This window comes from Nocardioides sp. Kera G14, from assembly GCF_020715565.1.
Lineage (GTDB): Bacteria > Actinomycetota > Actinomycetes > Propionibacteriales > Nocardioidaceae > Nocardioides.
In genome coordinates this window covers 715,595-728,343 of record NZ_CP085839.1, presented here as the reverse complement: position 1 = coordinate 728,343, position 12,749 = coordinate 715,595, and the positions used below count along the sequence as shown (strand labels likewise).

Below are 12,749 nucleotides of genomic sequence, written 5' to 3'. Positions count from 1 at the left end.
AGCAACGTTGCAACCCTCGGAGCCTCAGCGCAGGTCCCGTTCCAGGCCTGCGAGGTGACTGCGCACCCGGTCGAGCCGCGGGGAGGCGGGGCTGAGGACGTCGTACGCCGCCCGCCAGATCTCCCAGTCGTGGCGGCCGTGCTCGGTGTCGGCGAAGCGGAGCAGCGCATCGGGATCGCGGGCACGCAGCAGCTGCGTGCGCAGCTCATCGCGCAGCCTGGCCCGCAGCCGGCGGATGCCGGGTGCGTCGGACGTGGGAAGCAGGTCGCCGCGGTAGAGGTCGACCGCTCCCCCGACGTCGGCCACCGCCAGCCGGGCGCGGACGGCATCGACCTCGGTGCGGACCCGCGGGTCGATCCGGTAGGGGCGGGCGTCGAGGGACAACCCCATCGCGCCCAGAGCGCCGCGGAGCCGGGAGAGCTCGGCGCGCAGGGTGACCGGGGCGAGGTCGTCGTCCGAGAGCGCGATGGCGAGCTCGTCACCGGTGATGCCCTCACGGTGGGTCGTGAGCAGGAGGAGGAGCTCGGTGTGGCGCAGGCTCAGCCGGGAGAGGCCGTGCTCGCCTGCCAGCGCGCCCGCCGGCAGGCCGAGGGCACGCAGCAGCACCGGCTGGGCGGCGTGCGGGCGCAGGTCGGAGGTGTGCTGCAGGCGGTGCAGCTGCAGCTCCCGCTCGACCGCCGCGACCGTCGCACGCACGACCGAGAGCGCATGCGGGCCGGCGACGTCGTCACCGCCGGTGAGGTCGAGGGCGCCGAGGACCGCTCCGGTGTCGGGGTCGTGGATGGGGGCGGCGGCACAGCTCCACGGCGTCACGGGCCGGAGCAGGTGCTCGGCCGCATGGATCTGCACCGGGCGGTCGAGCGCGAGGGCGGTCCCGGGGGCGTTGGTGCCGGCACGGGTCTCGCTCCAGGTCGCCCCCTCGGCGAAGTGGATGCCCTCCATCCGCCTTCGGAGGGGAGCCGGTCCCTCGACCCAGAGGAGGCGGCCCGCCGCGTCCGAGACGGCGACGAGCAGCCCGGAGTCGACGGCCTCCTCAACCAGCAGGCGTCGGATCACGGGCATCGCGACGGCGAGCGGATGCTGGGCACGCCACGACTCGAGGACGTCCCGGTCGAGGTCCAGCGGCGCGAGGCCGTGCTCCGGATCGAGCCCGTCGCTCATGCTCCGCCGCCAGGACTCCGCGACGAGCGGGCGCACCCGTCGGTCGGCCTCACCGGTGCTCAGGAAGGCGTCGTGTGCCTCCTCGAGCTCGGCTCGGGGCGCTGGAATGACCATCCGGCCTCCTGTGACGTGCGTCTCATCGAGGATCGTACGCCGGCGCGGCGCCGGCGAGCAGTGCTTGGTGGCGACACTTCTGGCCGTCGAGATCGACATGACCGGCCCCTCACCCATCGAGCGCCGCGGCGAAGGCAGGCTCGGCTAGCGTCCCCTCATGCGGTCCTGGCGCAGATCCGACGCCGATGTGAACGGCGTGACGATCTCCTACCTCCGGACCGGTGGGGTCATGCCGCCCGCCATGCTGCTCCACGGCCTGATGGGCAGCGGAGCGGGTTGGACACCCGTGGCTCGCCTGCTCGATGCGGAACTGGACGTGGTGATGCCCGACGCCCGCGGACACGGCCGCTCGAATGCTCCGGCGTCCGGCTACCGCTACCTGGACCTTGCCGCCGACGTGGCCGCGTTGGTCCAGGAGCTGGGCCTCTCTCACCTGGTGCTGATCGGTCACTCGATGGGCGCCATGACGGCAGCACTGACCGCGACCCAGATCGGTCGCCTCCTGCGCGGACTCGTCCTCATCGATCCGACGTTCCTGAGCAGCGAACGCCAGCTGGAGGTGTACGAGAGCGACGTCGCCGAGCAGCACAGCCACGCACTGAACCTAGGGAAGTCGGCACTTCTCGAGGACGCGCTCACCCGGCACACGCATCGCTCAAGGGAAGTCGTGGAACTGCAGGTGGAGGCGCGACTGAACACCAGCCCGGCCGCGCTCGACATCCTGAGGCCGCCCAACCCGCCGTATCGCGAACTGGTCAGCGCGCTCGAGGTGCCCACGCTCCTCGTCATCGGCGACAAGCCCGTCGTCACCCCCGACATGGCTACCGAACTGTGCAAGCTCAACCCGCGCCTGCGCGTCGACCAGATCGACGACGCGGGGCACGGTCTGCCATTCGATCAGCCGGAACGGCTCGCGCAGACCATCCTGACCCTTCGTGCGGGACCTGCCCACCGACGCCTGAGGACTCGACACCCCCGGTCGGGTCGGTCACCGGTGTACTGAGGCATCACATTGCTGCCGAAAACCCTTGCGTTCGATTGCTCGAACAGATAGGATCGGCGTATGTCGCAAGCTGTAGACGCCGGATCCACCGAGAACATCCTCGGCCCCAGCAGCGGCATGCCCATCGACAACCCCCTCGCCATGATCGCCCTCACCAAACACACCGCGAACATGGCCGAAATCGCCTCGCTGTTGCACACCCTCGACTGGACCCAGCAGCACCAGACCAACGACCCCGCGCACGCAGCCTCCGGTGACCGTGTCCACGACATCCCCCTGGCCGGCGACGGCACACCCTGGATCGACGAATCCGCCCTCATGGACCTCGCCGCCGAGACCGGCATGAACGACCACCAGGCACGCTCCTGGGTCGGTGATGCGCTGGAGCTCCACCACCGGTTGCCGAAACTCTTCTTCCGCCTCTACGACGAACAACTCCCCGTCTGGAAAGCACGCCTCGTCGCGCAGGCCTCCCGCGTCCTCACGGTTGAGGGTGCCGCGTGGCTCGACAAAGAACTGCACATGCGGTTCGAGAAGATCGGCCCCACCGCGTTGAAGCGGTTCGTCGCCCACGCCCTCGACCGCTTCGACCCCGACGAAGCAGCACGCCGAGCCGAAGCAGCAGCCGACGCACGCAGGGTCGACCTCTGCCCCCAGGACGACGGCACCGACGACCTCTACGGCAAGACCGACCACGCCGACGGCCTCGACCTCGAAGCAGCAATCCAGAAGGCCGCCGCGGAACTGAAGGCGCAGGGCTCAGAAGAGTCCCTCGACGTCCGGCGATCGAAGGCACTCGGTGTGATCGCCCGCCACTACCTCGCCGGTACGTCGGCCGGTGCCGTCACGCGCGTGGTGAACCTCTACGTCCACGCCGACAGCGAGGGGCAGTTCACCACCGAAGGCGGCACCGGCCTCACCACCCTCACCCAGCTCCGCGAGTGGTGCCAGACCTCGAACACCAAGATCGTGGCCCGTCCCGTGATCGACCTCAAGCGGAACGGCTACGTGCCCAGCGAGACCATGCGGGAACAGGCGATCCTGACCGACAAGACCTGCGTAGCCCCCAACTGCGAACGCAACGCCCGAACCGCCGACCTCGACCACATCGAGCCCTACGACAAAGACCATCCCGACCGCGGCGGACCCACCAGTAGTGAGAACCTCGCCTGCCTGTGCCGGTATCACCACCGGATGAAGACCTTCACCCACTGGACCTACACCAAACTCGAACCCGGCTACTACCTCTGGCGAAGCCCAGCCGGCAAGCACCACGTCCGCACGCCCAGCGGCACCATCAAGCTCCAGTAGCCGCTGCTACGCGCCCCGTCACGCGTCGAGCTGTTCCCGGAGCCGCTTCAGCAGGTCGAGCGCTGACTCGGCGATGACCGTGCCGGGGAGGAAGACCTCGGCGGCACCCATCTCCTTGAGCGTCGGTACGTCGTCAGGCGGGATGACACCGCCGATGACGATCATGATGTCCGGCCGGCCCTGCTCCTCGAGCGCCGCCTTGAGGGCGGGCAGGAGGGTCAGGTGTCCGGCCGCGAGGGAGGAGACACCCACGATGTGGACGTCGGCGTCGACGGCCTGCTGAGCGACCTCCTCCGGCGTGCTGAAGAGCGGGCCGACGTCGACGTCGAAGCCGAGGTCGGCGAAGGCGGAGACGACGACCTTCTGGCCGCGGTCGTGGCCGTCCTGGCCCATCTTCGCCACGAGGATGCGGGGGCGACGGCCCTCGGCCTCCTCGAAGTCCTCGGTGGCCTTGAGCACCTCGGCGACCTTGGAGTCGCCGGCGCCCTCGTTGGATGCGTTGGCCTCGTCGCGGTACACGCCGGAGATCGTACGGATCACGGCCTGATGACGGCCGTAGGCCTTCTCGACCGCGTCCGAGATCTCGCCGACGGTCGCCTTGGCCCGCGCGGCGTTGACCGAGAGCTCGAGCAGGTTGCCCTCGCCGCTGGAGGCCGCGTTCGTCAGGGCCTCGAGGGCACGACGTACGTCGTCGGCGTTGCGCTCCGCGCGCAGTCGCTCGAGCTTGGCGATCTGCTGGCGGTAGACCTCGTGGTTGTCGACCTTGAGGACGTCGAGCTTGTCCTCGGCGGCGAGACGGTAGGTGTTGACGCCGATGACGTTCTGGGCGCCGGAGTCGATCCTGGCCTGGGTGCGGGCGGCCGCCTCCTCGATGCGCATCTTCGGGATGCCCTGCTCGATGGCCTTCGCCATGCCGCCGGCGGCCTCGGCCTCCTGGATGTGCTCCCAGGCCTTGGCCGCGAGGTCGTGCGTCAGCTTCTCGACGTAGTAGGAGCCGGCCCACGGGTCGATGATCTCGGTCGTGCGCGACTCCTGCTGCAGCAGCAGCTGGGTGTTGCGGGCGATGCGCGCACTGAAATCGGTCGGCAGCGCGATCGCCTCGTCGAGCGCGTTGGTGTGCAGCGACTGGGTGTGGCCCTGCGTCGCCGCCATCGCCTCGATCGCCGTGCGACCGACGTTGTTGAAGACGTCCTGCGCCGTCAGCGACCAGCCGGAGGTCTGGGAGTGCGTGCGCAGGGACAGCGACTTGGCGGACTTCGGGTTGAAGTCGGCGACGAGTCGCGACCACAGCATGCGGGCGGCGCGCATCTTGGCGATCTCCATGAAGAAGTTCATGCCGATCGCCCAGAAGAACGACAGTCGCGGCGCGAAGGCGTCGACGTCGAGGCCGGCGTTGAGACCGGTCCGGATGTACTCGACACCGTCGGCCAGCGTGTAGGCGAGCTCGAGGTCGGCCGTCGCTCCGGCCTCCTGCATGTGATAGCCGGAGATGGAGATCGAGTTGAACCGCGGCATGTTCTGCGCGGTATAGCTGAAGATGTCGCCGATGATCCGCATCGACCCGGCCGGCGGGTAGATGTAGGTGTTGCGGACCATGAACTCCTTGAGGATGTCGTTCTGGATCGTGCCCGCGAGCTGCTGCGGCGTCACGCCCTGCTCCTCGGCCGCGACGATGTAGAGCGCGAGCACCGGGAGCACGGCGCCGTTCATCGTCATCGACACCGACATCTGGTCGAGCGGGATGCCGTCGAAGAGGGTGCGCGTGTCGTAGATGGAGTCGATCGCGACACCCGCCATGCCGACGTCGCCGCGCACACGCGGGTGGTCGGAGTCGTAGCCGCGGTGCGTCGCCAGGTCGAACGCGACCGAGAGCCCCTTCTGGCCGGCGGCAAGGTTGCGGCGGTAGAAGGCGTTGGACTCCTCGGCGGTCGAGAAGCCGGCGTACTGCCGGATCGTCCACGGCTGCGTCGTGTACATCGTCGGGTAGGGCCCACGCAGGAACGGCGTGAGGCCCGGGTACGTGCCGAGGTCGTGCACGCCGAGCAGGTCGCTCTCGGTGTACGACGTCGCGATCTCGATCCCCTCGGGGCTGAGCCACGGGGCGCCCACCGGCAGCGGCGGCTCGACGAGCTCGTCGAGGCTGAGCGGGATCTGGCTGAAGTTGGCGGGGATGCTCATGCTCCGAGCTCCTTCCGGACGTTGGTGAGGAAGGCCAAGGCGTCAACACCCATCGCCGCGCTCGAGTCGGCGTAGTCGGTGGGCTTTCCGGCGATGATCACGTGCTTCGCGCCGGCGTCGCGGAGCGCCGTCGCAGCATCCGCGCCCCACTCGGCGTAGGCGTCGTCGGAGCCGGCGAGCATGACGACCGGCTGGCCGGCGTACGCCTTCGTCAGATCCTCGACGGACGCGGTCCTCCCGGCGACGTCGACGGCGATGCCGCCGGCGGCGAGCAGGTTGGAGGCGAACGTCGCGCGGGCCGTGTGCTGTGCGACCGTGCCCATCGTGGCCAGGAAGACGTGCGCCTGAGCCGGGGCGTCACGCAGTGCCTCGAAGCTGGCGCCGTACCGCGTGACTCGGTCGTTGAGCGGGTCCGCGTCACGTTCGGGCAGGGTCTCGGCGAGGTTGGGAAATTCGGTGAGACCGGTCAGCGGGCGCTTCCGCTTGGCGATGTCGGTCTCACGCCGCGCCTTCACGTCCTCGATCCGGCCGAGGAAAGCCGTGAAGTCGTGACCGCCCTGCCACTCGGCCTCGAGCGCCTGGAACTCCGCCCAACCCTTGACGGCGAGGTCGTTGGTCAGCTGCTCGACCGCGAACGCACCACCGGCCGGGTCGGCGACGGCGGCGACGTGCGACTCGTCGATGAGGAGGTGGTTGACGTTGCGCGCGATCCGTCGGCCGAACGCCTCGGGGCGACCGTTGGCGGAGTCGAACGGCAGCACCGTGACGGCGTCCGCTCCGCCGACACCGGCGGCGAACGCGGCGACGGTGCCGCGCAGCATGTTCACGTAGGGGTCGTACTTGCTCAGCATCGGCCGCGACGTCGTGCCGTGCACGCGGGTCTCGACGACCGTCGCGCCGGAGTGCGTGAGCACCGACGCCCACAGCGTGCGGAGCGCGCGGAACTTCGCGATCGTCGGGAACTGCTCGTCGGTCGCGGCCAGGCGGAAGTCGATCAGCGCCGCGGCCTCGTCGACCGAGAAGTTGCCGCCGTCCGCAGCCGTCAGCCAGCGCAGGTACGCCGTCCCCACGGCGATCGCCCAGCCGAGCTCCTGCGCGTCGGAGGCGCCGAGGTCATGCGTGGCGGTCGCGTCGACGACGATCGCGCGGACGTCGGCCTGCCAGGCCTTGCGCGCATAGCTCGTGAGCTCCTCGACCGCCTCGTCGACCGCGAGCGGCAGGTCGCGGAGCATCGCGCCGAGCGGGTCGATGCCGAGGTTGGAGTCGGCGTGCTTGTTGCCCGGAAGGGCCAGAAAGGCGTCGGCGACCGCGCCGGTCGCGGTCGGGGCGTCCAGCACGACGGGCGCGAGGTCGAGCAGAACGCCGGCCAGCGTCGCGGCGACGTCGGTGCTCTCGTCCGCGGCGAGCCAGAGCGACGTCACACCGCCGTCGAGGTCGACGAGCGCCTCCTCGTTGGCCAGCTTGGCGTTCGGGTGGGCGATCAGGCTCCGGATGTCCCAGGGCCCCTCGCGGGTCGGGCGTACGGCCGCGACCTCGCCCCCGGGCAGGCCGAGAGGCGTCACGGAGATCCCGTCCAGGGTCGTGCGGCCGAGCTTCTGCCAGACCGCAGAGTCCGGATCCTCATCGCTCAGGCGACGCGCCTTCCGAAGCACGGCGGCCGCAGCCGCCTCCCATTCCGCCTGGCTGTGGTCGGTCATGGGACCGGACCTTACTACTGGCCAGAATCCTGCGACGACCATCTCTGTAAGCGGCCGAGACCGGTGGTTCGAACTGCCGCGACGGGGCTGCGCGTACCTCGGATTTATGGCAATTCGGACGGCTCAGCCGACCCCAAGCTCTTCTCTTGAGCCTTGGTGATGGCAGTGAGGCGATCCGTTGGAGGAAGTCCCATGAACGGCTTGGCCACGTCCGGGAGAGGCGTATTTACCATCAGATCAACTGCGGCCGAAACCGGCTTGCCGAGCAAAGAGGACTCCACTTCCGAAGGCTCGCCAAAAATCGTGTCCCCCTTACCGATCTCACCGTCATCGGCGGGGACGACGCTCAGCGTCATCCAGCCGGGCGTGTCCACGAGTCGACCTACGCGTAGGTAGGTGACCGGCATGACGTACGTATGTCCGGTGACTATCTCGGGCTCGCCCGAGAACCGGAATGGGGTCTCTTTCCCGTCGTGGACGGTCCAGCCATCAATGCTGGTCGTCAGCTCAGTGGGCGCGGCTTCGGCACCCTCGTTCGACCAGAGGACCTTGTCAATACGAAATGTCAGAAGGCGGTCAGCGAATCCTTCACCGGACCCATTCTCCTCCTCGCTCATCGGCAGCTTCTTCTCGGAAACTACCTCGGCAACCACGAGGTGATCGGCATAGGTCCGCCAGTCAGCGGCAGTCGCGTCGGGGAGGAGTTTGTCCGCCTCGCCAACCTGGACTGACTGACCCGACCCACACGCAGTCAAGAGGAAAGCCGTCAGCACGGACAGCGGAAAAATTACCTTGATCATGCCGCGCCCTAGTAGTTGTCGTTGACATTGTCGGCGTTATTTGCCCCGGGGTGGGGCCGAGTCCCTGTATCGGGTGTGCGGCCCCCCGTAGATCGGTCCAGTTCTTGTGAGGCTTGCTCTACAAGTGAGAGGACCGGTGTCAGTACTCGATGGCTGCAGCGAAGAGGTTGAGTCCGGAGCAGATCGTCGCGCGGTTGCGTGATGCGGAGAAGCTCCAGGCCCAGGGCGCGACGATCCCGCAGGTGTGCAAGAAGCTCGGGGTCAGCGAGCAGACGTTCTACCGGTGGCGTCAGAAGTACGGCGCGATGAAGGAGGACGAGGCGATCCGGCTGAAGACGCTGGAGCAGGAGAATGCCCGTCTGAAGCGGATCGTGGCCGAGCAGGCGTTGGACATCTCGATGTTGAAGGATCTGTCGAAGGGAAACTTCTGAGCCCGGCCCGGCGGCGGGACGCGGTGGCGATGCTGATCAAGAAGTACAAGGTCAGCGAGCGCCGTGCCTGCCGGCTGGTCGGGCAGCACAGGTCGAGCAATCGCTACGAGCCGAGGCCCACCGATCTGGAGGCCAAGCTGGTGGAGCGGATGCACGCGTTGAGCCTGGAGCATCCGAAGTGGGGCTATCGGATGATCCACGGGCTGCTGGTCGCTGAGGGCTGGCCGGTGAACAAGAAGCGCATCGAGCGGTTGTGGCGCCGCGAGGGGCTGCAAGTGCCCCCGCGCAAGGTGAAAGCCTCAGGTCAGAAGGCGGTGGGTGAGGACGCGAACTCCACGCGTCGGCTGCCGGCGCGATACCGCAATCACGTCTGGTCCTATGACTTCATCAAGCGCAGGACCAGTGACGGGCGCCCGTTGCGGGTGCTCAACGTCATCGACGAGTTCACGCGGGTCGGGCTCGGGTCCCACGTCGCCCGAGGTATCGGCGCCAAGGGCGTGCGCGAGCATCTGGAGAAGCTGTTCGAGATTCACGGGAAGCCGACTCTGATCCGCGCCGACAACGGGCGGGAGTTCATCGCCGACAGCCTGCTGGACTGGCTCGGGGAGCAGCAGGTCCGCGGGGTGTTCATCGCCAAGGCCAGCCCGTGGCAGAACGGCATCAACGAGCGGTTCAACGGCACGATGGAGCGCGAACTCTTCGGCCACGAGGTCTACCACTCGATCCTCGAGGTCCAGTTCGTCGTCGACGCCTGGACCGAGAAGTACAACACGATGCGAGTTCATCGGAGTTTGAAGGGACAGACCCCGGCGGCGTACGCCAAGATGCTCCAAGAAGCGACTCCGTACAACCTAGGTGGTGGTAGCCGATGAGAGGCCCTACCGCCACTGCGCGTGGACCAGTCGCAACAACCCGACCCCGGTGTCCCAACCGGGTCGGACCAACCAGCAGCTCACACGGATGCTGGACCAGATCTTCGGGGCCGGACACGGGCGTTTCCATGCACCTCATGTTGGCACCGTCATTGTCTGCCACCTGTACATACGCATCGCTTCCGTGCACGAGGCCAACAGCGTGCCCGGACTCGTGGCAGGCGAGTTCTTGGTCGAGGGTGGAAGCAGACGCCGACCTGAACCGGACGTACTGCTGATCGCACCTAAGGCTGTTGACCGCGTCATCGCACCACGTCCACCCGATGATTCCACTCGGCATCCCGGATGCACTGACTTGATAGATGATGTCGGTTTCCGCGGTGCCCGAGTATGTGGCCGATGCCGGATAGGTGATCGAAAGGTCGGAGTTGTTGTAGTCACCTAGCGCCGTCTTGATGGTCGCGATCGCGGATGCCGGCACCGTGGACTGGAAGAACGCCGAAGTCCCGGCGTTGTCTGTCATACATACCGGCCCGTTGCCACTTGCCACATCGTCGATGCAGTCGGGGCTGTAAGTGAGCGTCGGCACCATTGTGTCCCGATCGAGCGCGGTGGAAGGTCCAACGATGGCCAGCGCGAGCAGAAGGCCAGCGCCGATCGCGATTGCAGAGGGCTTGAGCCTGCGCCGCTCCTCAACATGCCAAGACCGTACGCCCGAACCTTTCGATCTCCTACGAATGGCGTCCAGAGCCAAATCCGGTCTAGACGGCCGCCCTAGAGGAAAGGCCTCGGTAAAGGCAGCCCCACAAGAGGTGTAGGTCTAAGACCGGACCGGTCTCCAATTCTCAGTTTTTCGTGACAGAACGAGAATTGGCATGACGAGCCAAGCGCAAGCTCGCGGTGCTCAGGAGGTCACCGGCAGCGCATCATCCACCTTCTCTATTACGACATCATCCGAAACTGCTACAACGCGTGGCTCAAGCGGTATGAGGACGAGCGACTTGACGCTCCTGAGTGAACGTTCCGGCCCGCCGCGCTCCCACTCGCGACACAGCGGCGAGAGAAGATTTCGTGGCCGCGCCAGCGCTACCTGCTCGGCGACCACACGAGTCGCGATCGACCTCGAGCGCTCCACCGAATCCCGTCAGCCTTCCAAAATCCGGCGGAATTCGCAGCTGAGGTCGAAGCGGGGCTCCGGGAACTGCGCGGACAGAAGGGGCCGCAAGGAGGCGGTGCGTGGGAGCGAGATCACTGGCTGCACGCCGCTCCACGTCCTGCGTTCCGATGCATAACGATTAGAGACGCGACCGCTTCATTGAGCGTTTCCAGGCGCCGTTCGCCGTCGAGCAAGTGCGGCACGGTGGAGAGATGCACCGCATCGACTGAGAGTAGTTCTGCGGCTCCTCGGGGTGAAGCCATCGACGACGTGCAGCTGTTCGACCGCGACTCAGGAGCGCGTGAATTGCTACAACGACGTCGTCCCCCGGAGCTCTCGGCGACTAGGCACTGCGAGCGCCCACGCCAGAAAGAACGACCCGCATTCCTCGGCTCCGGTCCGTACGCAATAGGCACTCCGCGCTCACATCTCGTCGAGTGCCTGCCCGGACTCGGGCAGCACCTGCCCACCGTCGACCACGAGGCTCTGACCGGTGATGTAGCCGGCCTCGTCGCTGGCGAAGAAGAGTGCCGCATGGCCGATGTCGGCCGGGCTGCCGAGCCTGCGCATCGGGATGGCGGCGGTCATGCCCGCGATGTACTCCTCACCGTTCTCCGCGAGCCCCTCCGTCGCGATGTTGCCCGGCAGCACCGCATTGATGGTGATGCCCTTCGGGGCGAGCTCCATCGCCGCCGTACGCACGAAGCCGAGCTGGGCCGCCTTCGAGGCGCCGTAGTGGGACCAGCCGGGATATCCGGTGATCGGGCCGGTGATCGAGGAGGTGACCACCACCCGACCGCGGCCGCTCGCGGTCAGCGCCGGCAGGCAGGCCTGGACCATCCAGACGGTGCCGTCGACGTTGGTGCCCATCACGGAGCCGAGGTCATCGGGCGTCATGTCGGCGAGGCGGGCGCTCGGGAAGATGCCGGCGTTGGCACAGAGCACGTCGATCCCGCCGAAGAGCTCGACGGCCCGGGCCGCGATCACGAGGCAGTCCTCGCGCGACGCGACGTCGCCCACGGCGTACTCGCAGCCGAGCTCGGCGGCCGCCTCCGCGAGTGCTGCCTCGCTGCGGCCGGTGATCAGCACCCTCGCGCCGGCGTCCGTGAAGACCCGGGCGATGCCCTTGCCGATGCCCTTGCTGGCGCCGGTGACGACGACGCTCCTGCCGTTGATCGAGGTGAACATGCGTGCAGCGTGACGTGCCTGATCGATTGGATCGATCACACTATGTGACCGGCGGGTAACAGGGCCTATGTCACACCGTCCCCGATGACGTGAAGCAGATCACGGCGAGTAACGTGCCCTCCCGTGGCAACCACCGAACTCGTCAAGGGAGTGCGCGCGACGCACTCGACGATCGCGCTGAAGCTGGCCATGGCCATCAGCGGCATCGTCTTCATCCTGTTCGTCCTGGCTCATATGTACGGCAACCTCAAGGCCTTCGCCGGCCACGATGCCTACAACGAGTACGCCGAGCACCTGCGCACGCTCGGGACCCCGATGCTCCCGTACGCCGGGTTCCTCTGGATCCTGCGCGTCGGCCTCCTCGTGGCGCTCATCGTGCACGTGGTCAGCGCCGTCGTGCTCTGGAAGCGCGCGGCGGCGGCCCGTCCGGTGAAGTACGCCGTCAAGAAGAACGTGGCCTCGTCGATCTCCTCGCGCACGATGCGCTGGGGCGGTCTCACGATCCTGCTCTTCCTGATCTGGCACCTGCTCCAGTTCACGATCGTCAAGATCGACATCACGGATGGCTCGACCGGCAACCAGGACCCGTACAACCTGCTCGTCGGCGCCTTCGCCGACCAGAGCTGGTGGATGACCGTGATCTACCTCCTCGCCATGGTGGCGCTGGGCCTGCACCTGCACCACGGCACATTCAGCTCGCTCCAGACCCTCGGCTACACCAACACCGCCACGTCGCGTGCCCGTGCCCGCATCGCTGGCTGGATCGTCGCGATCGTCATCGCAGGCGGTTTCTCGTTGGTGCCCCTCTTCGCGCTCTTCGGCGTGATCTCGAAGTAAG

At 67.4% G+C, this 12,749-nt stretch carries 10 protein-coding genes; 5 read left to right on the top strand and 5 right to left on the bottom strand.

Annotated elements, in window-relative coordinates:
* Positions 1-24: 24 nt before the first annotated feature.
* Positions 25-1,374 (bottom strand): GAF domain-containing protein, encoded by a 1,350-nt coding sequence (locus LH076_RS03625; RefSeq protein ID WP_227782638.1) that lies wholly within the window; start codon positions 1,372-1,374, stop codon positions 25-27.
* A gap of 97 nt (positions 1,375-1,471) precedes the next feature.
* Here LH076_RS03625 and LH076_RS03620 point away from each other — a divergent pair, with 97 nt between their 5' ends.
* Both LH076_RS03620 and LH076_RS03615 read left to right on the top strand, forming a co-directional pair.
* Positions 1,472-2,278, top strand: coding sequence for an alpha/beta fold hydrolase (locus LH076_RS03620; protein WP_227782637.1), 807 nt, complete (start codon positions 1,472-1,474; stop codon positions 2,276-2,278).
* Between the two features lie 60 nt (positions 2,279-2,338).
* Positions 2,339-3,589, top strand: coding sequence for an HNH endonuclease signature motif containing protein (locus tag LH076_RS03615; protein WP_227782636.1), 1,251 nt, complete (start codon positions 2,339-2,341; stop codon positions 3,587-3,589).
* A gap of 18 nt (positions 3,590-3,607) precedes the next feature.
* Here the strand turns inward: LH076_RS03615 and scpA are convergent, their stop codons facing one another.
* From scpA to LH076_RS03600, 3 genes are all read right to left on the bottom strand, one after another.
* Positions 3,608-5,767: a methylmalonyl-CoA mutase gene (scpA, locus tag LH076_RS03610; RefSeq protein ID WP_227782635.1), complete on the bottom strand. Its 2,160-nt coding sequence runs from the start codon at positions 5,765-5,767 to the stop codon at positions 3,608-3,610.
* On the bottom strand, positions 5,764-7,464 hold the full coding sequence (locus LH076_RS03605; protein WP_227782634.1) for a methylmalonyl-CoA mutase family protein: 1,701 nt from the start codon (positions 7,462-7,464) through the stop codon (positions 5,764-5,766). The genes scpA and LH076_RS03605 overlap by 4 nt, the downstream gene beginning before the upstream one ends.
* Before the next feature lie 104 nt (positions 7,465-7,568).
* Entirely contained in the window at positions 7,569-8,264 is a 696-nt protein-coding gene (locus tag LH076_RS03600) for a hypothetical protein (RefSeq protein WP_227782633.1), read from the bottom strand.
* Positions 8,265-8,413: 149 nt separating this feature from the next.
* Here LH076_RS03600 and LH076_RS03595 point away from each other — a divergent pair, with 149 nt between their 5' ends.
* Positions 8,414-8,695, top strand: a complete 282-nt coding sequence (locus LH076_RS03595; RefSeq protein WP_227781116.1) for a transposase — start codon at positions 8,414-8,416, stop codon at positions 8,693-8,695.
* 29 nt (positions 8,696-8,724) lie between these two features.
* On the top strand, positions 8,725-9,567 hold the full coding sequence (locus LH076_RS03590) for an IS3 family transposase (protein ID WP_265333819.1): 843 nt from the start codon (positions 8,725-8,727) through the stop codon (positions 9,565-9,567).
* Positions 9,568-11,146: 1,579 nt separating this feature from the next.
* Here LH076_RS03590 and fabG read toward each other — a convergent pair.
* The gene (gene fabG / locus LH076_RS03585) at positions 11,147-11,911 is read right to left on the bottom strand and encodes a 3-oxoacyl-ACP reductase FabG (protein WP_227782632.1); all 765 of its coding nucleotides are present in this window, start codon (positions 11,909-11,911) and stop codon (positions 11,147-11,149) included.
* Positions 11,912-12,034: 123 nt separating this feature from the next.
* Between fabG and LH076_RS03580 the strand changes: the two genes are divergently transcribed.
* Complete coding sequence (locus LH076_RS03580) at positions 12,035-12,748, top strand: succinate dehydrogenase cytochrome b subunit (RefSeq protein ID WP_227782631.1); 714 nt, start codon at positions 12,035-12,037, stop codon at positions 12,746-12,748.
* Position 12,749: the final 1 nt, after the last annotated feature.

Coding starts and splice junctions, on each gene's coding strand:
- LH076_RS03625 (WP_227782638.1), bottom strand. CDS start 1,374: ATGTCGATCTCGACGGCCAGAAGTGTCGCCACCAAGCACTGCTCGCCG.
- LH076_RS03615 (WP_227782636.1), top strand. CDS start 2,339: ATGTCGCAAGCTGTAGACGCCGGATCCACCGAGAACATCCTCGGCCCC.
- scpA (WP_227782635.1), bottom strand. CDS start 5,767: ATGAGCATCCCCGCCAACTTCAGCCAGATCCCGCTCAGCCTCGACGAG.
- LH076_RS03605 (WP_227782634.1), bottom strand. CDS start 7,464: ATGACCGACCACAGCCAGGCGGAATGGGAGGCGGCTGCGGCCGCCGTG.
- LH076_RS03600 (WP_227782633.1), bottom strand. CDS start 8,264: ATGATCAAGGTAATTTTTCCGCTGTCCGTGCTGACGGCTTTCCTCTTG.
- LH076_RS03595 (WP_227781116.1), top strand. CDS start 8,414: ATGGCTGCAGCGAAGAGGTTGAGTCCGGAGCAGATCGTCGCGCGGTTG.
- LH076_RS03590 (WP_265333819.1), top strand. CDS start 8,725: ATGCTGATCAAGAAGTACAAGGTCAGCGAGCGCCGTGCCTGCCGGCTG.
- fabG (WP_227782632.1), bottom strand. CDS start 11,911: ATGTTCACCTCGATCAACGGCAGGAGCGTCGTCGTCACCGGCGCCAGC.